Source organism: Halomonas halmophila (assembly GCF_006540005.1).
Taxonomy (GTDB): Bacteria; Pseudomonadota; Gammaproteobacteria; order Pseudomonadales; family Halomonadaceae; genus Halomonas; species Halomonas halmophila.
Genome location: NZ_BJOC01000010.1, coordinates 107,111 through 130,941 on the forward strand (window position 1 = coordinate 107,111; position 23,831 = coordinate 130,941).

Here is a 23,831-nt window from a genome sequence, read left to right on the forward strand (position 1 = left end):
AAGGAATCCGAGGGTAATGGAAAGTGCGCGCATGAGTCTCATGATTCCGAGATTGCCAGTGACGACATGAATGAAACATGAATGGCCTTGTCAGTTCCCGGCAAGGTGGGCGGTGGTACAACGTCTGTGTCACAACGAATGTACCCTGAAGAGGACGTTACCATGATGAACTTGAAGACGCTGATGATCACTTCTGCTTCCGCTCTGGCGCTGGTCGCTGGCAGTGCCCAGGCGGATGGCCGGCTTGGCCTGGACCGAGTCGATGCAGTGCTCGAACGCGCACAGACCTTCGGCTTCACCCACTACGAAGAGATCGAAGCCAATGGTCGTGATGTGGTGGAAGTCGAAGGGTGGCTGGATGACGAGTGGTACGCCGATGTCCGGCTTTCCCTGAACAGCGATGAAACGCTGCGCGAGGAGCGCAAGCGTCTGGTGACGGGTGCCTGGGGCATGACCGACGATGACGTGCGTCAGGCTTTTGCTGCGGCGAGTGCCGAGGACATGACCGAGTTCGAGAGCCTGCAGATCGATGAAGCGGGTCATATCGAGATCGAAGGTCGTGGCCAGAATGGCCGCGAACTCGAGATCACCACCCGCCAGGGTCAGGATGGCGTGGTCGCGGTGGAGCGTGACTAACGCCCCTTGGGGCGAACATGGCCCACACGGGAGTGGCAACTGCGAGAGCCCGTCGAGGACGGGCTCTCGGTAAAGCCTAGACCAGCTTGCTCTGACGCAACTGCCATTCGCTGAATGGTGGCGCAAAACTCGCCGGATCCGCCTGATCCCAGTAATCACTGAATATGGGGTGATGGGTGGCGCCATTCTCGAGCAGGGCGCCCGGCGGCACAAAGTCGAACAAGGTGGCAAGACTGCGCACTTCGTGACGCGAAATACGCCTCACGACGTGCTCGGGCCCCAGCTCACTGGGATGGGACAGGCCGGAGGCTGCCAGCATCTCGGCCAATGCCTTCAGCGTATTGCCGTGAAAGTGTCGGACACGCTCGGCCTTGAGGGGAACATCCAGCCGCTTGCCACGCCGTGGGTCCTGAGTCGCCACGCCGCTTGGACAGCGGTCGGTATGACAGCTCTGCGCCTGAATGCAGCCCAGGGCGAACATGTAACCCCGCGCGGCATTGCACCAGTCGGCACCCAGCGCCATGGTGCGGGCGATGTCGAAGGCGCTGATGATCTTGCCGGCCGCGCCCACACGGATGTCATCACGCAACCCGGCACCGACCAGGGTGTTGTGCACCAGTATCAGGGCTTCGGTCAACGGCATGCCGAGGCGGTTGGCAAACTCCAACGGTGCCGCGCCGGTTCCGCCCTGGCCACCGTCCACGACCACGAAATCCGGGTAGTCGTCCGCTTCACGCATGGCCTTGACCATCGCGAACCACTCCCATGGATGACCAATCGCCAGTTTGATGCCCACCGGTTTGCCGCCGGAGAGCTCGCGCAGTTGCTGAATGAAGGCGATCATCTCGCGAGGCGTGGTGAAAGCACTGTGAGCGGCCGGTGAAAGTACGTCCTGGCCTTCCGGAACACCGCGTGTCGAGGCGATCTCCGGCGTGACCTTGGGCCCGGGAAGAACCCCGCCATGACCGGGTTTTGCGCCCTGTGAGAGCTTGATCTCGATCATCTTGACCGCTTCGAGCTGGGCGGTTTTGGTGAACTGTTCGGGATCGAAACGTCCCTCGCTGTCGCGACAACCAAAGTAGCCGGAGCCGATTTCCCAGACCAGGTCGCCTCCCTGATGATGGTAGGGTGACAGGCCGCCTTCACCGGTATCATGGTAGAAGCCGCCGTCCCGAGCCCCTTCGTTCAAGGCGCGGATAGCATTGGCAGACAGGGCACCGAAGCTCATCGCCGAGATATTGAAGACACTGGCGGAGTAGGGACGAGGCCGATGGGCGCCGATCTCCACCCGGAAGTCGTGACCCTGGATGCTGGCTGGCGCCAGCGAATGGTTCATCCATTCGTAGCCGGGGGCCTGCATATCGCGCTGGGAACCGAACGGCTGCTTGTCGATGGTGTTCTTGGCGCGGCGATAGACCAGGCTACGCTGCTCGCGGGAATACGGGCGTTCCTCGGTATCCGGCTGGATGAAGTACTGGCGGATTTCCGGGCCGATGGATTCCAGCCAGTAGCGCAGATGGGCCAGAATCGGATAGTTGCGGCTGACAGTATGCTGGCGCTGGACGATATCGTGGGTGCCCAGGGCGGCCGGCAGGCCGAATGCCAGCAAGCCGATGCCGGCGAGCCAGCCGGGACTCAGGGCCATTGCCAGCAGGCATATGATCGAACCGACGAGGCAGGTGGCATAGACGCCGTAGCGGCTGGGGAGGCGGTACATGCGGGAGGGGTCCTTCAAGCGATCAGAGACGACCATTGCATGTCGCCATGGCCCGGCTGTCAATCCAGGGGCCGAAAGCCTGGTGAGACGTCATGATTTCGTCACACCGCGCAAATAGTGTTTGACCTGTGCGCCGCACAAGCGCATGCTAGTTCGCAGTAGGTTAGCAAGTCGCATATCGCAAGTGGTCATCGAAACGCTCTAGTGTCGATTTCCCGGTGAAACGATTCTTGTTTTACCCACTGCAACTCGGGTATTTCCCGGTAAATCTTCTCTATTGAGGAATTCGCAAAATGGCTACTGGTACAGTTAAGTGGTTCAACGACACTAAAGGCTTCGGCTTCATCTCTCCGGACGACAACGGTGACGACCTGTTCGCTCACTTCTCCGAGATTCAGGCTGAAGGCTTCAAGTCTCTGCAGGACGGCCAGAAGGTTTCCTTCGACGTCACTCAGGGCAAGAAAGGCCTGCAGGCTTCCAACATCAAGGCTCAGGATTAATCTCCTGATTTGATGTTTGTCGTGCTCCTTGCAGCATGACACCCGGGTGGGGCTCGCGAAAGCGGGCCCCACTTGCGTTATGGCCCCCGAAATTCCGCGCGTCGCGTCAGCCCGAGGCTGTCAGTGATTTATTCGCTCCGGCCAGTGCGCTAGGGTGTGTCCTTTGTCTTGTGTAGAGGATGTCGCCATGAGCGCCCCGGAAGAGCTGATCATCGAGCCACGCAACGGCCAGGTAGCCGACGCCTGTGTGTTCATCCTGCATGGCCTGGGGGCCGATGGCCGGGATTTCGAACCCCTGGTACCGGCCCTGCAGCTCCCCCCCGATGCCAATGTGCGTTTCATCCTGCCCCATGCGCCGCGTCTTGCGGTTACCGTCAATGGCGGCATGGTCATGCCGGCCTGGTACGACATCATCGAGATGAGCCTCGACCGCCAGGTCGATGAGGCCCAGCTGAAAGAGTCCGCGCAGCGCATACAGGCACTGATCACCGAGCAGATCGGCCATGGCATCGCGCCCGAGCGGATCATCGTCGTCGGGTTTTCGCAGGGCGGCGCCGTGGCCTATGAGGCGGCCTTGAGCTTTCCCGAGCGACTGGGCGGACTGCTGGCGCTGTCCACCTACCTCGCCACCGCCGACAGCCTCGACTATGCCGAAGCGAATCGGCAACTACCCATCGAGGTGCACCATGGCAACATGGACCCGGTAGTGCCCGAGTCCCTGGGCCGCTCCGCCGTGGAGCGTCTGCAGTCCCAGGGGTATGCGGTGGAGTTTCGCCAGTATCCCATGGCGCATGCGGTCTGCCCGCAGCAGATCGGTGATATCAGTCGCTGGTTATCGACGCGGCTGGCTGCTGCTGGCTGACCGGCGAGCCACGAGCTGCGAGAAACGGGCTACGAGCTTCGAGAAACGAGTTGCGAGCGGCGGGTGCTGGGAGGGCGGTCTGCGACGAGGCCGGCTGGGCCGGCCTCGTGCTGTGTCAGAGCAGTTCTTCGCCGGCGAGTGCCAGGCGCGAGCGTTCGACGCTCATCAGGGTGACGTGGCCGGCGTGTGGCCAGTCGCGGAAGTTCTGTACCACGGCGGCCATGCCGCAGGTGTTGGCGGTCAGATAAGGCGTGTCGATCTGTCCCACGTTGCCCAGGCAGACGATCTTGGTGTTGCGCCCGGCGCGGGTGATCAGTGACTTGAGCTGTTTGGGCGTGAAGTTCTGGGCTTCGTCGATGATCAGGAAGGTGTCGTTCAGGGTGCGGCCACGCATGAACCCCGGAGCGCGGATCTGCACCCGGGAGCCCAGCAATTGACGTGTGGCTTCCTGGTTCCAGGTGGTGCTGCCGTCGTGCTCGTCGCGTAGCAGGTTGTCCATGTTGTCGTGGAAGGCGCCCATCCAGGGCGACATCTTTTCTTCCTCGGTGCCGGGCAGGTAGCCGATGTCCTCGCTCATCGAGATCGGGGCGCGGGTGAAGACCACACGCTCGAAGCGCTTGGTGTCCAGCGTCTGCTGAAAGGCCGCGGCCAGCGTCATGAAGGTCTTGCCGGTACCGGCACTGCCGGCGATGGTGACCAGGTCGATGTCGTCGTCCATCAGCAGGTTGAGGGTGAAGTTCTGCCGGCTGTCGTGGGCATGCACCCCCCAGACGCTGGCGCCGTGGCGATAGTCGGTGAGCAGTTCGAGCCTGGCATGCTGCGGGCTGACCTCGCGGATCACGGCCTCGAAGCTGGCGCCGTTGTCACTGTCCGAGACCAGCATGCCCAGGTGCCAGTCTTCCGGAATCTCGCCATTGAGATGGTAGATGACGCGGTCGTCCTCGCGCTCGACCTTGACCTCGACACGCAGGTCTTCCCACAACCCGCGGCCGTCGTGGCCGGCTTCCGGATAGACGCGCGCGCCGCCCAGCATGGCGTCGCTGTCATCGAAGGCGCGATCGGTCAGGTAGTCTTCCACCGGCACGCCCAGTGCCGCCGCCTTGACGCGCAGGTTGATGTCCTTGGTCACCAGGATGACCGAGGCGTCTTCACGCTCTTCGCGCAGCCGGAATATCTCGGTCAGGAGGCGGTTGTCGGGGCTGTCCTCGAGGTGTTCCAGCGGCTTGAGGTCGTTGTAGCACAGCAGGCGCAGGCGGCCTTCCGTGCCGTTGATGCGCTGAATGGGAATGCCTTCACGAATCTGGCTGATATCGACGTTGGCGGTCAGGTCGGAGAGGGTGCGGCTGACTTGCCGGGCGGTGCGAGCGATCTCGCGGATGCCATTCTTGTGCTTGTCGAGTTCCTCGAGCACGGTCATGGGGATCACCACCTCGTGCTCATCGAACTGATAGAGGGCGGCGGGGTCGTGGATCAGGACGTTGGTGTCCAACACGTAAAGCCGGGTGGCCTTCTTGTCGATGCGTACCATCGGCGCTGCTCTCCTGATTGTCACCGGATCGACGCCACAAAAGATGACGTCTCGATGTCGACACTGTCAGCGAAAAATGTCAGGTCTGTGACAAGTCGCGACGTGTCTCCTTTCAGCGTGGGATGCATCCTCCTTGTGAATTGGACTCTGGATGACGCCGTGAGTGCGATAGGCGGTATCAGCCACGGCATCATGCTCAATGCATTCTTAGCATGGACCATATCGCCTTGTCTGCAAGTGATTCACTGGACGAGATAGCGGCCCCGCAGGCCCCCGGGCCCGGGCATTCAGTGTCTGAGCATGACCCGCGCGCCATCCAGGACGACGCGCCAGGTGCGAAGCTGCATGTCCTCATCTTCCAGGCACTGGCCGTCGCGCAGGCGAAAGTGCTGCTTGTAGATCGGTGATGCCACGACCGGCTCGCCCGCCACGTCGCCGACGATGCCGCGGGCGATGACATTGGCCCCGGAGAAGGGGTCATGGTGGTCGAGGGCGTAGAGCTCGGGTGTCTGACCCGGCAGGTAGAAGATCGCCAGCTGGACCAGCCCCGCGGGCGTTTCGAGACAGGCGGCGATGCCGGACTGGGCGACCAGATCGTCCCGGGTGCACAGGGGCTGCCAGTTTTCGGTCTGGTTCGGGTTTTCTGCGGTGGCGGTGGTCATGGGGAGATTCCTTGGTTGTTCAGGAGACAGGGCGGTGGCCAGGTCTTGCGGGGCAGCGATATAGGCTCCCGGTCGACTCACTCGGGGCTGATCCGTCGACAGGTCTTCGAGGAGGCGCTTTGAACCCGCTACCTACGCCATACCTGGCGTAGGACCTCCTCTCCGACCTGTCCCCGGCGCCCCTCGTTGGTGCAGGGCCAACCATTGCTAAAGCGTCGTTCAAGCAGGTCTGAGCTGGCCGCGCTCCTCTGTCACGATGATGTCCGGATCCGGCCGTTCGTCGTTGACGAAGCTGCGGAAGCGCTTGAGCTTGTCGGGTTCCGAGAGGGCGTCGGCCCACTCGCATTCGTAGTTGTCGATTACCGTCTGCATCTGATGTTCGAGCTCGTCGCCGAGCCCCAGGCTGTCGTCGATCACCACTGCCTTGAGATAGTCGAGGCCGCCTTCGAGGTTCTCGCGCCACACCGAGGTGCGCTGCAGCCGGTCGGCGGTGCGCACGTAGAACATCAGGAAGCGGTCGATATAGCGGATCAGGGTGTCGTCATCCAGGTCGGTGGCGAACAGCTCGGCGTGGCGCGGACGCATGCCGCCGTTGCCGCAGACATACAGGTTCCAGCCGTGCTCGGTGGCGATCACGCCGACGTCCTTGCTCTGTGCCTCGGCGCACTCCCGGGTGCAGCCGGAAACGGCGAACTTCAGCTTGTGCGGCGAGCGCAGCCCCTTGTAGCGATTCTCGAGATGGATCGCCATGCCGACGCTGTCCTGCACGCCGTAGCGACACCAGGTGCTGCCGACGCAGGACTTCACCGTACGCAGCGACTTGGCGTAGGCGTGGCCGGTCTCGAAGCCGGCTTCGAGTAGTTCGCCCCAGATGTTGGGCAGATCCTCCAGGCGGGCGCCGAACAGATCGATGCGCTGACCACCGGTGATCTTGGTGTAGAGGCCGTATTTCTCGCCGACCCGACCCAGCACGATCAGCTTGTCGGGCGTGATCTCACCGCCGGGCACGCGCGGCACGACCGAGTAGGTGCCGTTTTTCTGCATGTTGGCCATGAAGGTGTCATTGGTGTCCTGCAGCGGCACATGGGCGGCGTCGGTGATCGGCTCGTTGAAGCAGGAGGCCAGAATCGAGGCCACCGCCGGCTTGCAGATGTCGCAGCCGAGGCCCTGACCGTGCCTGTCGATCAGCTCGCTGAAAGTCTTGATGCCCTCGACCCTGACGATCGAATAGAGCTCCTGGCGGGTATGCGCGAAGTGTTCGCAGATCGACTGGTCGACCTCGACACCGCGTGCTTCCAGTTCGCTGTCGACTACGCTCTTGAGCAGCGCCGCGCAGCCACCGCAGCCGGTACTGGCCTGGGTGGCATCCTTGACCGCGCCCAGGTCGTCGCAGCCCGCGTCGATGGCCTCGCAGATGGTGCCCTTGGTGACGTTGTGGCAGGAACAGATCGAGGCGGTCTCGGGCAGGGCATCCGGCCCCAGCGTCGGCGCGCCCTCGACGCTGGGCAGAATCAGCGAGGCCGGGTCCTCGGGCAGTTCGAGACCATTGGCGTAGTACTGCATCAGGCTGTCGTAGCTGGCGTTGTCGCCCACCAGCATGGCGCCGAGCAGCTTCCTGCCGTCGCTGGAGACGACCAGCTTGCGATATTCCTGCTTGAGCTGGTCACAGTAGCGGAACTGCCGTGCGCCCGGCGAGCGATCGCCGTGGGCATCGCCGATGGCGCCGACATCCACGCCGAGCAGCTTGAGCTTGGTGCTCAGGTCGGCACCCTGGAAGCTCAGTTCACCGCCGCACAGGGTGTCGGCGGCGGCCTTGGCCATCTGGTAGCCGGGCGCCACCAGGCCGAAGATGCTGCCGCGCCACAGGGCCACCTCGCCGACGGCGAGAATCGCCGGATCGCTGCTCAGGCAGTGATCATCGATGACCACGCCGCCGCGTTCGCCGATCTCAAGGCCGGCATCCCGAGCCAACTGGTCGCGCGGGCGGATGCCCGCCGAGAAGACGATCAGGTCGGTCTCCAGCAGCTTGTCGTCCTGAAACACCATGCGGTGGCGGCTGGTCTCGCCGGCTTCGATATGCTGTGTGGCCCGGTCGGTGAGCACCTGAACGCCCAGTGCCTCGATCTTTTCACGCAACAGCTCGCCGCCTTCGCTATCGACCTGCATGGGCATCAGGCGCGGGGCGAACTCGACCACGGCGGTGTCGAGCTCCAGCTCGCGAAGCGCATTGGCGGCCTCCAGGCCGAGCAGTCCGCCACCGACCACCACGCCCGTATTGGCGCGGCCGGCGGCCTCGCGGATGGCGTCGAGGTCATCCAGGGTGCGGTAGACCAGGCAGCCCTCCCGCTCGCTACCGGGAATCGGGGGCACGAACGGATAGGAACCGGTGGCCAGGACCAGGTGGTCGTAGGCGTAGCGCCCCTGCGGCGTAATCAGCTCGCGGGCGTCGCGATCGATGGTGGTGACGGCCTCGTCGAGATGCAACGCGATGTCGTGCGCGGCGTAGTAGTCGGCGGTGGACAGGGCCAGGTCGGCGGCATCGCGTCCCTTGAAGTATTCGGAGAGGTGCACGCGGTCATAGGCCAGGTGGCGCTCTTCACCGAAGACGCGGATGCGCTGATGGCGATGCGCACCACGCTCGACGAGTTGCTCGACCAGGTGGTGGCCGACCATGCCGTTGCCGATGATGATCAGGTCCTGTGGAGTGTCGTCAGTGGTCTTCATGCGGCCTCCTGGTCGAAAGCGTCGGTGTCGGAAGTGGCGGGGGCGTCGTCGAGCAGCGTCTGGGTATCGGCCGGGCCGAGCAGCAGGGCGCGACGTGCCTCGCCGAAGTCGGTGGCATCCTGAGAGCGGGCGAACAGCCAGGGGCCCATGGCGGTATCGCCGTAGAGCACGGCAGCGTCGAGACGCCCGCCCAGCATCAGCAGGCGCCGATACTCGCCCTGTTCGGGGTCGTGGTAGGTGAGGACGTCGTGCTCCGGGCCAGCCTCGATGGGCCCGAAGGCGTACAGCGAGACGCCGCTGATCTTGAGCTTGGTGGCGCTTGGCCGGTCGCGGAAGCCCGTGGTCGGCTCGCCGGCCAGCCGGGCGGCAAGCACCTCGACCTGCTGCCAGATGGGTTCGACCAGCCCGTAGGTGCTCGAGCCGAACTGGCAGCATTCGCCCAGGGCGTGAATCGCCGGGTCGGAGGTGGTCAGGTATTCGTCGACGCGGATGGCGCGATCACAGGCCAGCCCGGCGCTACGGCCCGGCTCGACATTGGGCGCGATGCCGATCGCGAGCACTACATGCTCGGCGGGCAAGCGAGTGCCGTCGCTCAGCTGCACGGCCTGGATCCGGCCCTGGCCGTTGTCTTCCAGTTCGCTCAGCTGGGCGTCGGTGATGACCGCCAGGCCGCGTGCCTCGAGTTCGTCTTGCAGCAGGCCGGCCGCGGTGGCGTCGAGCTGGCGATTCATCAGGCGCGAGCTGCGCTGGATCACACGCACTTGCATGCCGCGCTTGCGCAGGCCCTCGGCGGCTTCCAGGCCCAGCAGGCCACCGCCGATCACCACGGCGCGGCCTCCCTGTGCGGCGGCTCGGGCCAGGCTCTCGGCATCGGCCATGTCGCGGAAACCATGCACGCCGTCGAGTTGTACCCCGGGCACCGACGGCAACGCGGAACTCGATCCCGTGGCCAGTACCAGGCGCTCGTAATCGAGGGTCGCGCCGCGGCTGGTGGTGATGCGGCGCGCGTCCCGGTCGATGGCGGTGACGCGCTCGCCGAGTCGGGTCACGAGGCTCGTGCCGGTCGTGCTGCGTGATGGATGGGCGGGCAACGCCAGGGCCTCGTCGTTCATTTCGCCGGCCAGCCAGGGCGACAGCAGGATGCGGTTGTAGGCGGCGCCCGGTTCTTCGCCGATCAGGGTGATGCGGCGCGGGGCGCCTGGCTTGTCGCTCAGCGTCATGGCCAGGCGGTGGGCCGCCATGCCGTTGCCGATGATCACCAGGTGATCGATGGCAGCGCTGTCCGATGTGGCATCGGGTCGCATATCACAACCTCCGTGAAACGCATGAAAAAGGCGCCCCGCCTTTCCCGTCGCCGGGAAACGCTGAGACGCCTTTGTCTGGAGCGCAGATGTGGAAGCGCCGGCGATCGCCGTTGATCACCGTGTGCTGGCAAGCGTCGAGCAGGGCTCGGCATATCTCGCCAGCAGGATGCTTTCTGTTTACCTTTCAGATTTCGTGCCAGTGCCCAAAGACATCCTTGAAATCAGTGGAGTACCTTGTAGAGCGCGGGCATCATCAGCGGCCTGTCGCGATCGCCTTGCACATCACTGGTGCGTGGCGGCATCGAAATGCGCCGGGCTGTAGCAGGTCGAGAGGGTGTGCATGTCCAGCGCACGGCCCGACTCGTGCATGTGCTGGTCGAGATGCTCGGCGACATGCGACATGATCTCGGCACTCGGGCGCGGGTCGCCGATCAGGTTCTGCCAGGCCGGGGCGGTGGGCGGTGCCAGGGCGGCAAGATGAGCGACGCTGCGATCCAGATAGGGCGGCAGTGCCAGCCAGTCGAGGGCGCGCCGGGCGTTGTCCGGCGAGGCGGCGAGCCACTGGCCGGCCTTGTGCAGCGCGCGAATCAGGGCGGCCAGGGTGGCAGGGTAGCGCAGCGCCCAGGCGGCCGTGACGCCCAGCACCTTTTCCGGGTGTCCCGGCCAGCACTGGGCTCCACTGGCGACGATGCTCCCGAGATCGCGATGCTGGGCCAGGCTGCCCCAGGGTTCGCCGACGCAGAAGCCGTCGATGGCGCCGTTTGCCATCGCTTCGACCATGCGTTGCGGCGGCATGACGCTGAGCTGGATTCGGCGCTGGATGTCGATATCGCCACTGGCCAGCCACTCGCGCAGTTGATAGTGCTGGCAGGAGTAGGGGTAGACCATCGCCAGCCGGGGTGGCTCGCCATGGTGATCCGCCAGGCGCGCGGCGAAGGCTTGGGCATTACAGCGTGGGTCCCGGTCTTCCGCGATGGCGTGCATGCCTTGCGACCAGCGTCGCGACAGCACGATGGTATTGCCGCCGCGCCCCAGGATGAGCGGGGCCAGGGTTTCGCAGGGGGCGCGCGACAGGCCCAGGCTCATGGCCAGCGGCATGGGCGACAGCAGGTGGGCACTGTCGAGCAGGCCACTGGCGAGCTTGTCGCGCAGGGTCGACCAGGCGTTTTCGCGAGAGAGGGTTACCTCGATGCCTTCTGCGGTGAAAAAGCCGGCTTCGCGGGCGATGATCGGCAGGGCCGCGTCGATCAGGGGGATGAATCCCAGCGTCATTCGTTCGAGTTCAGGCGCGCTCATCGTCCCTTCTCCAGTTGTTCGAGGATGTCGATCACGTTGTTGGCCACATCGCCGATGCGCTGACCACGATCCATGGCCAGCTTGCGCAGCATGCGATAGGCCTGAGGCTCGTCGCAGTCCTGGTGCTTCATCAACAGGCCCTTGGCGCGCTCGATGCGCTTGCGCTCGGCCAGCTGGGTACGCGCCTGGTCCAGCTCGCGGCGCATCGACTGGAAGGACTCGAAGCGCGCGATGGCGACTTCCATGACCGCCTTGACCCGGCCCGGCACCAGGCCGTCGACCACATAGGCACTGACGCCCGACTTGAGCGCGGCCTGCATGGTGTCGGGGTCGTGCTGGTCGGCGAAGAACACCACTGGGCGAGGGTTCTCGCGGTTGAGCAGCGACATGCTGTCGAGGGTGTCGCGGTCGGGGGATTCCATGTCGATGATCACCACATCCGGCTGGTGCCGGGCGACCATCTCGTTGAGGCTGGTCGGAGCCTGCAGGCGACAGATGACCTCGTGGCCCTCGTTGGCCAGGGCCTCTTCGACCATGGCGGCACGGACGAGCTCGTCGTCGACCAGCAGGACTTTCAAGGCTTGCGGCATAGGGATGGCTCTTTGCAGGAGGTCGGTGGCGGAGAGAACGTGCAATAAGTGTTCCAGGTGTCGTCCTGCTTGCTTCCACGAGGGCGGTCGCGTGGGGGCATTGGCCATCCGGGGCACGGCTGTCCTGATGCTGGCGTCATCCGCCAGGCTGCCGGGGAGAGAGCGGTAAGCCATGACGCCCGGTCCCGCCGGGCCAGTTTGCTGCACCCTGGTGGTGCGTTGCCGGCGTCGCCATGCGTTCGTCCTGTGCAGCATCCGCGGGTCCAGCGTCAGCGCGGCCGACCAGCCGAGGCGCCATGGCGGCCTCTGGCGTTTCTGGCATGGCGCTTGCTAGGTCAATGGGTGAGTCGAATGGGTCGATGCCGATCCATTCACGGCAATGACGCCCGCCGCTTCTCCGCAGTTCCGACTGCCGTGAGGCGGTGGGCGTCGTCGTTTCGGCAGTCGTCATCGACGGGAGGAAAGACGCATGGCCAGAGCCGCATCGCCAGATACCCGCACCACCTGCCCCTACTGCGGGGTGGGCTGCGGCGTGCGCGCCGAGATGCAGGAGGGGCGAATCATCGCCGTCGAGGGTGACGCCGAGCATCCGGCCAATTTCGGCCGCCTCTGCGTCAAGGGCTCGGCGCTGCACGAGACCCTGGGCGAGCACGGACGACTGACACGACCGCGGCTGGATGGCGTGGACGTCGACTGGGATACCGCCCTGGAGGCAGTGGCGACACGGCTGGCGACGACCCGCGATGCACATGGCCCCGAGGCCGTGGCCGGTTATCTGTCCGGGCAGTTGCTCACCGAGGACTATTACGTCGCCAACAAGCTGTTCAAGGGGTTTCTCGGCACGCCGCACCTGGACACCAATTCGCGACTCTGCATGGCGTCGGCCGTGGCCGCTTACAAGCGCTCGCTGGGCGCGGATGCCGTGCCCTGCAACTACGAGGATCTGGAAGACGCCGAGCTGGTGGTGCTGGTGGGCTCCAATCTGGCCTGGAATCACCCGGTGCTCTTCCAGCGGCTGCGTGCCGCCAAGACGCGCAATCCGCTGTTGCGCGTGGTGGTCATCGATCCGCGCATCACCGATACCTGTGAACTGGCCGATCTCTATCTGGGCGTGCGCCCCGGCAGCGATGCGCGCCTGTTCACCGGCCTGCTGGCCTGGATGGCCGAGCGCGGCAAGCTGGACAGGGTCTATCTCGAGCGTCATACCCGGGGGCTCGACGCGACACTGGACGAGGCGCGGCGGGATGACGTGTCCCTCGAGGCCATCGCCGCCGACTGTGATGTCGATCCCGAACGCCTGGAAACCTTCTTCTACTGGTTTGCCAGCCAACTGCATGTGGTGACGCTGTACTCCCAGGGCATCAACCAGTCGAGCAGCGGTACCGACAAGTGCCAGGCGATCATCAATTGTCATCTGGCCGGCGGCAAGATCGGCCTGCCTGGTGCCGGGCCCTTTTCCATCACCGGTCAGCCCAATGCCATGGGCGGCCGTGAGGTAGGCGGGCTGGCCAATCAACTGGCCGCCCACATGGACTATGACAGCCCCGGGGCCGTGGAGCGGGTAACACGCTTCTGGAGCACCGCGTCGCTCGTTCCCCGTCTCCCGGAAGCACCGGGCCACAAGGCCGTGGAGCTGTTCGCGGCCATCGAGCGCGGTGAGGTCCGCGCCGTGTGGATCATGGCCACCAATCCCGTCGTCAGCCTGCCGGACGCGCGGCGGGTGCGCGCGGCTCTGGCCCAGTGCCCGCTGGTGATCGTCTCGGAGTGCATGGCCGATACCGATCTGCTGGAGGTGGCCGATATCGTGCTGCCGGCTTCCGGCTGGTCGGAGAAGGACGGCACCGTGACCAACTCCGAGCGCTGCATCTCGCGTCAGCGTGGCCTGATGGCGCCGCCGGGCGAGGCGCGTCATGACTGGTGGATCATCAGCACGGTGGCGCAGCGCCTGGGCTTCGGCGAGGCCTTCGGCTATACGCATCCGGCCGAGATCTTTGCCGAGCATGCGCGCCTTTCCGGCTTCGAGAATGCCGGAGAGGGGCGGCGTTGCTTCGATATCTCGGCGCTGGCCGATCTCGAGCGTGACGCTTATGACGCCCTGGCGCCCATCCAGTGGCCGGTGACGGCCCGGGCTCCGCAGGGCACGCCGCGACTGTTCGAGGATGGCCACTTCGCCACGCCGGACGGTCACGCGCGTCTCCTGCCGGTCGCGCCGCGAGGCCCGCTGCAGGCGCTCGATGAACGCCGCCATTGCCGCCTCAATACCGGCCGGGTGCGCGACCAGTGGCACACCATGTCGCGCACCGCCCGTGCATCTCGCCTGATGAACCACCGCGCCGAGCCGTTCATCGAGGTGCATCCCGAGGATGCCCGGGCGCTGGGGCTGGAAGATCAGGCGCTGGCGCAACTCGAGGGGGAGGGCGGCGAATATCGGGGGCGTGTGCGTCTTTCGCCGGCGCAGCGCAGGGGCGAGGTGTTCGTGCCGATTCACTGGAGTGATCGCTTCAGCGCCTCGGCGGTGGCCGGCGACCTGTTGGCCGCGCACGTTGACCCGCTGTCCGGCCAACCCGAGTCCAAGCATGGCGCCGTGTCACTGGCGGCCCTGCCGTCTGCCTGGCAGGCCACCCTGGTGGTCGCCGATGACCTGCAAAAGGTCGTTGACGTGTGCCGAGAGACCGCCTATTGGGCGCGGGTTCCCATGCGCCATGCCGAGCGCTGGCAACTGGCGGGGGAGCCGACCAGCGCCGGGCGTGATTGGTGGGCTTGGCTGGACGAAATCCTGCCGGTGGCGACCTCGCTGTGGTGCGACGACCCGGCCGACGGGCGACTGCGTGCCGCGGGCATCGAAGTCGGTCGGCTGCGCTGGTGGCTGATGGTCGGTCCACCCACCGAATTGCCCGGCCTGGCCTGGCTCGATGCACGCTTCACCGAAGCGGCCGAGGGCTCCGCCCTGCAAGCGGATCAGCGACGCCGCATTCTGGCGGCCTGCGAGGACGGCGCCGCCGACGATGGCCCTCTGGTATGCAGCTGTCATCAGGTCGGACGGGGCGCCATCGCGTCGGCGATCCACGCAGGCGACGCCAGTGTCGAGGCATTGGGCGCCCGGTTGGCCTGCGGCACCCAATGCGGCAGCTGCATTCCCGAGCTGAAGTCACTCATCGAAGAGGAGCGGGCCCATGCGTTTCATCCCACCCCTGATGTCGAACCGGTTTGATATCGCGTGGCGCCCCCTGTCGGCCCACTGGTTGGCAGGGCTGGCGCGTCTGGCCGTTGCCTGGTGGCCAGGACGGGCGGCGCGTCGACCCGAGGCGCCGGCTCGTCGGCGTCTCGGCCAGCGGGCCGGGTGCGTCGCGCTGGTCGGGGCCGGTAGTGGCGATGTCGAGCTGTTGACCCTCAAGGCCGCCCGGTGGCTGCACGCGGCCGATGCCGTGGTCTATGACCGTCTGGTGGGCGACGATATCCTGGCGCTGATCCCGGCGGGCCGCGAACGCTACTATGTGGGCAAGGCGCGGGGGCAGCACAGCGTGGCCCAGGCCGAGATCGGCGCGCTGCTGGTGCGACTCGCCGGTGAGGGCAAGCGCGTCGTTCGCTTGAAGGGTGGCGACCCCGGTGTGTTCGGGCGCATGGGCGAGGAGTTGGCCACCCTGGATGCGGCCGGTATTCACAGCGAGATCGTGCCCGGCATCACGGCCGCCTCGGCGGCCTGCGCGAGCATGGGCATTCCGCTCACCGATCGTGGCCACGCCCAGCAGCTTCGGCTGATTACCGCTCAGCAGTGTCGTGAGGATGGCGAGCCTAACTGGTCCGCGCTGGCGCGCCGCGACGAGACCCTGGTGTTCTACATGGGGCTGGCGCATGTTGAGTCGATCTGCAGTGGCTTGCGCGGGGCCGGGTTACCCGATGACTGGCCGGTCATGCTGGTGGCCAATGCCAGCCTTCCGGCGCAGCAGGCGCTGGTCGGCAGCCTGGCCGATATGCCGGATCGCCTGGCCGCTCAGCCGCTGCCGTCGCCGTGTCTGATCATCGTCGGCAGCGTGGTGCAGTGCCGTCGGGCGACGGCGGAGGTCATGGGAAAGCTGCCAACGTGCGCGGCGCCGTGACGTTGCCCTCGGGCGATGGTATTCGCATTCCGCGATGTCATGGAGTTGTCACCAAAGGGCATCAGGCTTGGTGTATCGAGTCTGATTGACCGTTGCTGAGTACGTAGAACTGTCAGCCGAGTGATAGACCACGTGACCCCTGGAATGATGAGGAGATCTGTATGAGCAAGGAAATCGAAGACCATCGCCTGTTGAACCCGAGCAGCAATGAGCCCTTTTCCTCGGTGCTCGAAAAGCATGTCTCGCGTCGTCGTGTCATGCAGGGTGGTCTCGGCATGGCGGCCATGACCATGCTGGGCGGCTTCGGGCTGCTGGGCTCGGCCAGTGCCAGTGAGTCCGCCGCCGGCGCGAAAACCCCGCTTGCCCTGGCCTTCGATGCCGTGCGCGGCGCGATGACGGATGCCGTCGTGGTGCCGGCCGGCTACACCGCCCAGGTGCTCATTCCCTGGGGTACGCCACTCAACAGCAAGGCACCGTCCTGGAGTGCCGAGCGCCATATCACGCCGGAGATTCAGGCCAACAGTGTCGGCATGCACCACGATGGCATGCACAACTTCCCCCTGGACGAGGCCACCGCCTCGCGCCATATGCTGCTGGCCCTGAATAACGAGTACATCGACCAAAAGGCCCTCTGGGCGCCCCAGGGTGGTCCGACCGGCATGGACGAGGGCGGCAAGCGGCCGGCCGATGAAGTGCGCACGGAAATCAATGCGCATGGCGTGACCGTGGTCGAGCTCAAGAAAGATGGCGATGGTCACTGGCACCCCGTGGCCGACTCGAGCTATAACCGTCGCTACACCAGTGCCACCGACATGGTGTTGAGCGGCCCGATCGCCGGCAGTGATTACGTCAAGACCCAGTATTCGCCGAATGGCACCAACACTCGCGGCACCAACAATAACTGTGCCAATGGCTACACGCCCTGGGGCACCTACCTGACCTGTGAAGAAAACTGGCCGGGGTACTTCATCAAGGATGCCGGTCGCGAGATGGATGACAATCGCATCGGCATTTCCGAAGGTCGCGGCCGTTACGGTTGGGAAACCGCGGCCGGCGATGACAGCGAGCAGAACGACGAGTTCGCGCGTTTCAATGCCACGCCGCGCGGCGATAGTGCCACCCAGGATTATCGCAACGAGCCGCGCACCTTCGGTTATATCGTCGAGATCGACCCTTATACTGGCGAGAAGGCGGTCAAGCGCACGGCCCTGGGCCGCTTCCGTCACGAAGGTTGCTGGCCGGGCAAGCTGGTCGAGGGCGAACCGGTGGTGTTCTACTCCGGTCACGATTCGCGTAACGAATACATCTACAAATTCGTTTCCGAGGCGGTCTGGGATCCGGCCGATGCCAACCGTCCCGGTGCCAACTATGACCGCCTGGCGATCGGCGCCAAATACATGGACAAGGGCACGCTCTATGCCGCCCGCTTCAATGCCGATGGCAGCGGTGAGTGGCTGCCGCTGACCCCGGATGCGACCACCCAGGATGGGCGGACTCTTGCACAGGCGCTGAACCTGGCGGCCGATGACCTGGCCGGCGTGATCATCCACACCTGTGATGCCGCCGACCTGATGGGCGCCACGCCCATGGACCGCCCGGAGTGGGGCGCGGTGGATCCGGCTTCTGGCGACGTCTACATGACGCTGACCAATAACTCTGACCGTACCGTCGAGGGGACAGCACCGACCTTTACCAACGACGGTGCAGCCATCGAGGATATGGGGGTCGGCTATGGTACCGCGCCGACCAATGCGGCCAATCCGCGCGCCGATAACGGTGCCGGTCAGGTCATCCGCTGGCGCGAGGGCGATACCGCGACCCGCTTCGACTGGCAGGTCTTTGTTTTCGGGGCCGCTGTCGGCGATGCCGACAACTTCTCGGGCCTGACCGAGCAAAACCAGTTCGCCAGTCCGGACGGCCTGTTTTATGACGACCGCGAGGACGAGCAGGGCATCCTGTGGATCCAGACCGACAATGGATATCCCGGGGTGGCGGATTACACCAACAACCAGGTGCTGGCGGTGGTGCCGCAGAGTGTCGATTATGCCGAGGGCGACGCCGCCGTGATTGATGGCAGCGACCAGGAGCAGCTCAAGCGCTTCGCCGTGGGACCCAATGACTGCGAGGTAACCGGTGTGGCCTTTACGCCCGACAAGACCGCGATGTTCATCAACATTCAGCACCCGGGCAACTGGCCCTCCGTGGATGACGCCACCGTCGAAACCGACGGCACGGTGCGTCCGCGGGCTTCCACGGTCGTCATCCAGCGTGAAGACGGCGGCAAGATCGGCGTTTAACTTGCAGACTTCACCGAGTGTCCCGGCTCGCTGGCCGGGCTCTCGGCCAGCAATACACAAGCCCTCGGTACTCGCCGAGGGTTTTTTGTGGAAGGGTCCAGATCGGTTTTGCGTGTAGTGGCCTGCCCGGGGATGGGCTCAACCGGATAACTGGAGCCCCATGCTGATGCGGTCTTCTGTCGCGAAGCCGAGTGAGCGATAGAACTCGGCGACCCCCTCGTTGCCGCCTCGAATCTGCAGGTTGACCTTGACGCAGCCGAGCTCGCGCAGTCGCTCCACGGCGAACTCGACCATGCGCCTGCCGAGACCTTCCCCCTGTCGTGTATCCGCCACGGCAAGCGAGTACAGCCAACCACGATGGCCATCGTAGCCGATCATGCAGGTGGCAATAATCTCCCCGCCGTCCTCGATGACGTAGATGTAATCATCCAGCAGTCGCTTGGCGCGTAGTACGGCCTCGGGGGCGTTATAGCCCTGATAGTCGGGAAAGCTGGATCGCCACAGGGCTGCGACCCGAGGCTCATCGTCTGCGGTGTACTTTCTCGGTGTCATATAGCAAACCTGGCCGAATGAAATTCACCCACACGGGTGATGGCGAAACCCTGAGTTGGTTACATGCTTACCTGCAGAGTGTCAGGGATAATTGCAATATTAACATGGTCTGTCCTGATGCGAAGAAGGTCGGAGAAGAAACGGGAGGCGGTTATGAATATTACCCTCAAGGCGGTGGTGTTGGTAAGCATGGTGATTTTTTCATCCTTTTCTTATGGGCAGTGTGCTCAGACATTGAGCAATGGTGCAAGTGTCGATGGGATGATAGCTGAAACCGGCAATGCCAGGGAGCTTCTTAAACTTTCCAGGGCCCAAATAGATGAATATGACAAATGGCTTGGTGAGCTCAGGAAATCCATGAATCAAGGAGTTGCTGGAAATGAGATACAGCAGCTCTACAGTTCCGGGCAAATGGCCAAGAAGCTGGAGGAGGAGCTTAGCCGAGCCCTGGAGTGTCGATTGGCTGAGAGCTGAGCATCGTTCGTTATGACGGCTGAAGGTGAGGTTGTCTATAAGAATAATGGAGAAAAATGATGTCTGTTATCGCGAGGCTGGTTTTTTTTAGTAAAACTTTTAGTTATGTGTTTTATCGATATTTTTTGCCGATGTTTTCCGCTTTATTGGTGGTGGTTCTTATTTCGGGGTGCGCTTCCAAGGCGGATTATAGTTATGTCAAAGAGTCAAAGCAGTATGGTAATAAAGGTTTTGAGGCCATAACCCAAGGAAAGGGAGGGGTGGCAAAGTCCAGTTTTCATAGGTCAACACGGATCCTCGCTGCTGGAGTCGAAGAACATATCAAGAAGGCCAGTAGTCGTGCGAAGTGGCAAAGAGGTATTAATGATGCCTTTGCTCTGGTGGCGGGGGTTGGTTTGGCCGTTGCAGCTGGAGATGCCAGTCAAGGAGCTAGCCAACAACAGATGAATATGATTAATGATTCAATGTCGAAAGGAATTCAAACGATTTTGAAATTTAATAATATGATTGATAGTGAAATAAATCAGTCCCAGAGAGAAGTTATAGATTCTCGTGTTCGCCCAGTGGATCAGGATGTTTGGCGTGCTGCTGTGATTTCTGACCATCCAATATCCGAAAGTGTGGTAAAAGTACTGGCTGGTCAGGGTCGGTGTACGGGTTTTTTTATACAGCCAAGAGTAGTTGCCACGGCTGCACATTGCATAGATGACGGAGAGAAAGTCGTGGTTGCCCATGAAGTTCTCGATTCCGGCGAAGACTTTATGACGGGGGGGTCGTATATAAATCCAGCCGTACAAACAATAGAACATCCGCTTTATGAAAATAATTATGAGTGCGAATTAAGAAACAAGGGAGGTGGGTGTATTACTTATGATGTCGCGTTTGTAGTTACCAAGTATAGTTCAGGTAGTTATCTTCCCTTGCATTCTGGACCTCTGGTCAACGGGCAGGTGGTTTTTAATATGGGGTATTCGGGTGATCTGAATAACGGTTTTTTGAAGAGGATAGACTATGGGTGTTCTATTAATGACGTTACTTCGTTCGAGGATGATGATGTGGTAATCATGACCAACTGTGAAGTTTATCGAGGGAATAGTGGGGGTCCAGTTATAACAGTTTCGAAGGGTTCACTGAAAGGCAGTCGCATAGGGTCCGTAGGGGTTTTGAGTTCAAGTAAGTTGGTTGCGCCTGACCGAACCGACAGTCAAACCAAAGTGGCGTATTTGGGGGTGGGGAGAAATATTTATCGAGCTATCGTCGAGGCCAACCCGGGATCGGGTGATCCATCATTGCTGGACAGGCTGTCGATATAATTAATACGGGGTGTGTTAGTCATGATTGTTGGAGGTTTTAAACTTTGAGGGGCGGTTACTGGTTTCCTGGTTTATAATGGAGTTGGGTTTTTAAAACTTCTGGCTTCAGCTATTGGGGTCGAGAAGTGGGTGGGATCCATGGAAGGTTATGATGAAGGGAAAGCGATAGAGCTGATCTACGCGGCCATGCTGGGTGAAGCGACCTGGCAGGATTTCATGCGGTACCTTGCCAATAGCGCTGCGAACGGAAAAGCCGTGTTGGTTCTGCATGATGAGGTCATGCAAAGGGGCTATATACCCATCGCACATGGAGTGGAAAGCTCTACCCTGAATGATTACGCTGCTTATTATGCAAGTGTCAATCCATTCATGTCTCCGGCGGCTGCCATGATGCCGGGAAGAGGAACACCCGATATCGAGCTGATCAACGAGAGAGCGCTAAAGGCCACAGAGTTCTATAATGACTTTTTGTTGCCGCATGAGATGCCGGGCCGCGTTTCCATGACGATTGAACATAGTCATCAATTCATGTTCGTGCTTGCTCTGCTATCCGATGCTCTTGATATTGACGAGAAGCATCGAGTGGCTCAACGATTAACCCGCTTGGCACCTCATCTTCAGCGTGCATCCAGGTTTTATAGAGAAGCCGGGCTTGGTCTCACTCTTGGTGATTTCAACGGTGCGATTTTTGATGCAATCAATAAAGGCGTGGTTGTCATCGGCGAGTATATGCATGTCAAGGCTATGTCGGAAAAGGCGGAGCAGTTGATCGAGGGGAGTGAAGCCGTTGGATTTACCGCCTTGGGAAGCTTGAGGTTCAAATCTTCGGATATGCAACAATCACTTCAAGGCATGTTGGACAGATGGTATACGGGCAGCAAATTGGTGGCTCACTATGTGGGAGAGCTCAAGATTAGCCTGATTCTGATCGAGAAAAACGATATCTCAAGCTACTTTGAAGGGCCTACTGTTGTCGCCATCCTGGAAGAGGGACAAGGCACGAATAAGGAATTCAATATCACGCATTTTTCGACTTTCTATGGCCTGACACGAGCCGAGATCCGATCTCTCCGGGGGATTGCCAATGGCTATTCAGTATCCGAAATTGCCCAACAGGCGCGGCGTTCGGAAGAAACGGTACGTACCCAAATCAAGAGTCTGTACAGAAAGACCCGGACCAATAGTCGTGAAGGCATTATTCGCAAGCTTTTTGGCGCTTCCTGACAAGGGAGGCGTCGACACTCATCCCGCGCGACGCGCGAGGTCTCTCAGCAGACTCTGCATGGGCACCGGCTTACTGTAGAAATAGCCCTGCAGGTAATCACAGCCTCGGTCGGTCAGCCATTGCTCGTGCTCCTGCGTTTCCACACCTTCGGCGACCACTGCCAGGTCCAGGCCGTGGGCCAGCCCCAGGATGGACAGGGTGATGGCACAGTCGTCGGCGTCGTCCGGAATGTCCTGAATGAAGGAGCAATCGATCTTCAGCTTGTCGAAGGGTAGTTGCTTGAGGCGCGCCAGTGATGAGTAGCCGGTACCGAAGTCATCGATCGATAGCCGTGCTCCCTGGGACACCAGCCGCCGGAGCACCGATTGAAGAACCTCCGAATCCCCCGTGATGACATCTTCGGTCAATTCGAAATCGAAGTTGTCCCCGGAGATGCCATGGCTGGTGTAGATGGCCTTGAAGTGTTCCGGGAGGCGGGGATCGAGCAGTTGTTCCGGTGCCAGGTTGACGGTCACGCGCGGCAATACCACGCCGGCGTGCTCTGCCTGGCGCAGATGCTGGCAAGCGCGGTGCAGGACGGCCGAACCCAGTTCGGCCATCAAGCCGACCGAGCGAGCCAGTTCGAGAAAGTGGGCGGGTTGCAGCATGCCGTGCTCGGGATGATCCCAGCGGACCAGCGCTTCGAGCTGGTGGATAGCACCGTCGCTGGTTCGGATGATGGGCTGATAGTGGACGTCCAGTTCGCCATTGCGGATCGCCGAGCGCAGTTGAGCCTCGAGCAGGAAGCTCGAGCGTGCATCGTCGTTGAGCGAGCTGTTGAAGAATTGTACCTGCCCTCTACCGCACTCCTTGGCATGATACATGGCCGCTTCGGCGTGCTTGAGCAGGCTCGCCGGGTCCTTGCCGTGCGCCGGGTAGAGACAGATGCCGACACTGGCGGAGACGCTCACTTCCTGATCGCGTAACCCAGCAGGATCGCTGGCGATGTCGACTTGTCCATGCAGTTGGATGGGCTGTCGGACACAGTCCAGCAAATAGGTGGCAAGGTCCTGCAACTGATCGGTATCGGTGGGCTGGCGAACCAGCAGGATGAATTCGTCGCCACCGGTACGCGCGATGCGGTCCTTGCCGGGCAGGGACAGGTTACGCAGCCGATTGGCAATCTCGACGATGACTTGGTCGCCTTCCAGTTGGCCGATACCGTGATTGATCGTCTTGAGGCGGTCCAGGTCCAGCCAGAAAAGGGCGAAGGCTTCCTGTTCGCAGGCCAGTCGATGGAGGCGCTCGTGAATCGAGACCATATTGGGCAGGCCGGTCAACCTGTCGAAATGGGTGATGTAATCGAGTTGTTGCTGCGACTGGCACCAGGCCTCATAGGTGTTGATCAGGCTGATCGTGTCGGCGATGGCGGTGGCCAGTGAAATCTCCGGCAAGGTCCAGCTTCGGTGTTGCAGCGCCTCCAGGCAGATCACGCCACTGAGCCAGCCGACGTCGAAAACCGGAGCGTCGAGCATGGAATGAATGCCCAGCGTACTCAGGTAGCCGTCTTTGAAGTCTCGCGTACGAGGATCCTGACGTGCATCGCTGGCATCGATGACACGGGCTTCGAGGAGGGCATCGAAGTAGGCCGGGTTGAGGTGGCGTTCCAGCCGCATACGGCTGTGATCGTGGCCTGTGCCTCGGGCGTAGAGTACTTCGCATTCGATGGCATCGGCTTGTTGATCAAGCCGCCAGACACTGACCCGATGGATGTCCAGAAGCTCACTGCACAGCTGGGTTAGGTCAGCCAGTTTGGCAGCACGCCCGTGGCCGATGAAGCCCGGGTCGTGGCAGAGCTTCAACAACGCCTGGTGAAATGCGGTAAACCGCCTTGTCTCATTCATGGTCCCGCGCCGAGCATGAAGCGTTCTCATCCAGCATGGCCGTCTTGTGTCAGCCTGTCCAATGCGATTGGCCCGGCTGCTCATGTTGGCAAAGGGCAGTCGGGTGGTGGGCGGCCAGGATGGTTGCTGTGGTGATGGCGCTGCCAGTGTCTTACTCACCAGTTTGCGGAA

General features: G+C 62.3%; 18 protein-coding genes. 9 read left to right on the forward strand and 9 right to left on the reverse strand.

Annotation, left to right across the window (positions count from 1 at the left end; genetic code table 11):
• The first annotated feature begins 162 nt into the window (after positions 1 to 162).
• On the forward strand, positions 163 to 636 hold the full coding sequence (locus HHA01_RS02625; protein WP_307725336.1) for a PepSY domain-containing protein: 474 nt from the start codon (positions 163 to 165) through the stop codon (positions 634 to 636).
• Positions 637 to 712: 76 nt separating this feature from the next.
• On the opposite strand, the gene HHA01_RS02630 is transcribed toward HHA01_RS02625, so the two are convergent.
• The gene (locus HHA01_RS02630) at positions 713 to 2,353 is read right to left on the reverse strand and encodes an FMN-binding glutamate synthase family protein (protein ID WP_141317548.1); all 1,641 of its coding nucleotides are present in this window, start codon (positions 2,351 to 2,353) and stop codon (positions 713 to 715) included.
• Between the two features lie 293 nt (positions 2,354 to 2,646).
• On the opposite strand from HHA01_RS02630, the gene HHA01_RS02635 reads away from it, so the two are divergent.
• Positions 2,647 to 2,853, forward strand: a complete 207-nt coding sequence (locus HHA01_RS02635) for a cold-shock protein (protein ID WP_141317549.1) — start codon at positions 2,647 to 2,649, stop codon at positions 2,851 to 2,853.
• A gap of 187 nt (positions 2,854 to 3,040) precedes the next feature.
• On the forward strand, positions 3,041 to 3,715 hold the full coding sequence (locus HHA01_RS02640; RefSeq protein WP_141317550.1) for an alpha/beta hydrolase: 675 nt from the start codon (positions 3,041 to 3,043) through the stop codon (positions 3,713 to 3,715).
• A gap of 115 nt (positions 3,716 to 3,830) precedes the next feature.
• On the opposite strand, the gene HHA01_RS02645 is transcribed toward HHA01_RS02640, so the two are convergent.
• The 6 genes from HHA01_RS02645 to HHA01_RS02670 all read right to left on the reverse strand — a co-directional run bounded on the left by HHA01_RS02645 (position 3,831) and on the right by HHA01_RS02670 (position 11,819).
• Positions 3,831 to 5,243, reverse strand: a complete 1,413-nt coding sequence (locus HHA01_RS02645) for a PhoH family protein (protein ID WP_141317551.1) — start codon at positions 5,241 to 5,243, stop codon at positions 3,831 to 3,833.
• 287 nt (positions 5,244 to 5,530) lie between these two features.
• On the reverse strand, positions 5,531 to 5,905 hold the full coding sequence (gene nirD, locus HHA01_RS02650; RefSeq protein WP_141317552.1) for a nitrite reductase small subunit NirD: 375 nt from the start codon (positions 5,903 to 5,905) through the stop codon (positions 5,531 to 5,533).
• A gap of 219 nt (positions 5,906 to 6,124) precedes the next feature.
• Positions 6,125 to 8,629: a nitrite reductase large subunit NirB gene (gene nirB, locus HHA01_RS02655; protein ID WP_141317553.1), complete on the reverse strand. Its 2,505-nt coding sequence runs from the start codon at positions 8,627 to 8,629 to the stop codon at positions 6,125 to 6,127.
• Positions 8,626 to 9,933: an NAD(P)/FAD-dependent oxidoreductase gene (locus HHA01_RS02660; RefSeq protein ID WP_141317554.1), complete on the reverse strand. Its 1,308-nt coding sequence runs from the start codon at positions 9,931 to 9,933 to the stop codon at positions 8,626 to 8,628. The genes nirB and HHA01_RS02660 overlap by 4 nt, the downstream gene beginning before the upstream one ends.
• Positions 9,934 to 10,215: 282 nt before the next feature.
• Entirely contained in the window at positions 10,216 to 11,229 is a 1,014-nt protein-coding gene (locus HHA01_RS02665) for a CmpA/NrtA family ABC transporter substrate-binding protein (protein ID WP_141317555.1), read from the reverse strand.
• On the reverse strand, positions 11,226 to 11,819 hold the full coding sequence (locus HHA01_RS02670) for an ANTAR domain-containing response regulator (protein WP_141317556.1): 594 nt from the start codon (positions 11,817 to 11,819) through the stop codon (positions 11,226 to 11,228). The genes HHA01_RS02665 and HHA01_RS02670 overlap by 4 nt, the downstream gene beginning before the upstream one ends.
• Positions 11,820 to 12,288: 469 nt before the next feature.
• Here HHA01_RS02670 and HHA01_RS02675 point away from each other — a divergent pair, with 469 nt between their 5' ends.
• From HHA01_RS02675 to HHA01_RS02685, 3 genes are all read left to right on the forward strand, one after another.
• The gene (locus tag HHA01_RS02675) at positions 12,289 to 15,030 is read left to right on the forward strand and encodes a nitrate reductase (protein WP_141317557.1); all 2,742 of its coding nucleotides are present in this window, start codon (positions 12,289 to 12,291) and stop codon (positions 15,028 to 15,030) included.
• Positions 14,993 to 15,916 carry a uroporphyrinogen-III C-methyltransferase gene (gene cobA, locus HHA01_RS02680; protein WP_141317558.1) on the forward strand — a complete coding sequence of 308 codons (924 nt, stop codon included), beginning with the start codon at positions 14,993 to 14,995 and terminating at the stop codon, positions 15,914 to 15,916. The genes HHA01_RS02675 and cobA overlap by 38 nt, the downstream gene beginning before the upstream one ends.
• A 161-nt stretch (positions 15,917 to 16,077) precedes the next feature.
• Positions 16,078 to 18,213, forward strand: a complete 2,136-nt coding sequence (locus HHA01_RS02685) for a PhoX family protein (protein ID WP_141317559.1) — start codon at positions 16,078 to 16,080, stop codon at positions 18,211 to 18,213.
• A 138-nt stretch (positions 18,214 to 18,351) separates the two neighbouring features.
• Here HHA01_RS02685 and HHA01_RS02690 read toward each other — a convergent pair whose 3' ends face one another.
• Positions 18,352 to 18,765 carry a GNAT family N-acetyltransferase gene (locus HHA01_RS02690; protein WP_141317560.1) on the reverse strand — a complete coding sequence of 138 codons (414 nt, stop codon included), beginning with the start codon at positions 18,763 to 18,765 and terminating at the stop codon, positions 18,352 to 18,354.
• A 153-nt stretch (positions 18,766 to 18,918) separates the two neighbouring features.
• On the opposite strand from HHA01_RS02690, the gene HHA01_RS02695 reads away from it, so the two are divergent.
• The 3 genes from HHA01_RS02695 to HHA01_RS02705 all read left to right on the forward strand — a co-directional run bounded on the left by HHA01_RS02695 (position 18,919) and on the right by HHA01_RS02705 (position 21,776).
• The gene (locus tag HHA01_RS02695; protein ID WP_141317561.1) at positions 18,919 to 19,239 is read left to right on the forward strand and encodes a hypothetical protein; all 321 of its coding nucleotides are present in this window, start codon (positions 18,919 to 18,921) and stop codon (positions 19,237 to 19,239) included.
• A 59-nt stretch (positions 19,240 to 19,298) separates the two neighbouring features.
• The gene (locus HHA01_RS02700; RefSeq protein WP_170214820.1) at positions 19,299 to 20,552 is read left to right on the forward strand and encodes a trypsin-like serine peptidase; all 1,254 of its coding nucleotides are present in this window, start codon (positions 19,299 to 19,301) and stop codon (positions 20,550 to 20,552) included.
• Positions 20,553 to 20,690: 138 nt separating this feature from the next.
• Positions 20,691 to 21,776 (forward strand): helix-turn-helix transcriptional regulator, encoded by a 1,086-nt coding sequence (locus HHA01_RS02705; RefSeq protein ID WP_141317563.1) that lies wholly within the window; start codon positions 20,691 to 20,693, stop codon positions 21,774 to 21,776.
• Between the two features lie 18 nt (positions 21,777 to 21,794).
• Here the strand turns inward: HHA01_RS02705 and HHA01_RS02710 are convergent, their stop codons facing one another.
• Positions 21,795 to 23,660 (reverse strand): putative bifunctional diguanylate cyclase/phosphodiesterase, encoded by a 1,866-nt coding sequence (locus HHA01_RS02710; protein WP_141317564.1) that lies wholly within the window; start codon positions 23,658 to 23,660, stop codon positions 21,795 to 21,797.
• Positions 23,661 to 23,831: the final 171 nt, after the last annotated feature.

Bases quoted from the DNA above. Each gene is read 5' to 3' on its own strand.
- HHA01_RS02625 (WP_307725336.1), top strand. From the start codon at position 163: ATGATGAACTTGAAGACGCTGATGATCACTTCTGCTTCCGCTCTGGCG.
- HHA01_RS02630 (WP_141317548.1), bottom strand. From the start codon at position 2,353: ATGTACCGCCTCCCCAGCCGCTACGGCGTCTATGCCACCTGCCTCGTC.
- HHA01_RS02635 (WP_141317549.1), top strand. From the start codon at position 2,647: ATGGCTACTGGTACAGTTAAGTGGTTCAACGACACTAAAGGCTTCGGC.
- HHA01_RS02640 (WP_141317550.1), top strand. From the start codon at position 3,041: ATGAGCGCCCCGGAAGAGCTGATCATCGAGCCACGCAACGGCCAGGTA.
- HHA01_RS02645 (WP_141317551.1), bottom strand. From the start codon at position 5,243: ATGGTACGCATCGACAAGAAGGCCACCCGGCTTTACGTGTTGGACACC.
- nirD (WP_141317552.1), bottom strand. From the start codon at position 5,905: ATGACCACCGCCACCGCAGAAAACCCGAACCAGACCGAAAACTGGCAG.
- nirB (WP_141317553.1), bottom strand. From the start codon at position 8,629: ATGAAGACCACTGACGACACTCCACAGGACCTGATCATCATCGGCAAC.
- HHA01_RS02660 (WP_141317554.1), bottom strand. From the start codon at position 9,933: ATGCGACCCGATGCCACATCGGACAGCGCTGCCATCGATCACCTGGTG.
- HHA01_RS02665 (WP_141317555.1), bottom strand. From the start codon at position 11,229: ATGAGCGCGCCTGAACTCGAACGAATGACGCTGGGATTCATCCCCCTG.
- HHA01_RS02670 (WP_141317556.1), bottom strand. From the start codon at position 11,819: ATGCCGCAAGCCTTGAAAGTCCTGCTGGTCGACGACGAGCTCGTCCGT.
- HHA01_RS02675 (WP_141317557.1), top strand. From the start codon at position 12,289: ATGGCCAGAGCCGCATCGCCAGATACCCGCACCACCTGCCCCTACTGC.
- cobA (WP_141317558.1), top strand. From the start codon at position 14,993: ATGCGTTTCATCCCACCCCTGATGTCGAACCGGTTTGATATCGCGTGG.
- HHA01_RS02685 (WP_141317559.1), top strand. From the start codon at position 16,078: ATGAGCAAGGAAATCGAAGACCATCGCCTGTTGAACCCGAGCAGCAAT.
- HHA01_RS02690 (WP_141317560.1), bottom strand. From the start codon at position 18,765: ATGACACCGAGAAAGTACACCGCAGACGATGAGCCTCGGGTCGCAGCC.
- HHA01_RS02695 (WP_141317561.1), top strand. From the start codon at position 18,919: ATGAATATTACCCTCAAGGCGGTGGTGTTGGTAAGCATGGTGATTTTT.
- HHA01_RS02700 (WP_170214820.1), top strand. From the start codon at position 19,299: ATGTCTGTTATCGCGAGGCTGGTTTTTTTTAGTAAAACTTTTAGTTAT.
- HHA01_RS02705 (WP_141317563.1), top strand. From the start codon at position 20,691: ATGGAAGGTTATGATGAAGGGAAAGCGATAGAGCTGATCTACGCGGCC.
- HHA01_RS02710 (WP_141317564.1), bottom strand. From the start codon at position 23,660: ATGAATGAGACAAGGCGGTTTACCGCATTTCACCAGGCGTTGTTGAAG.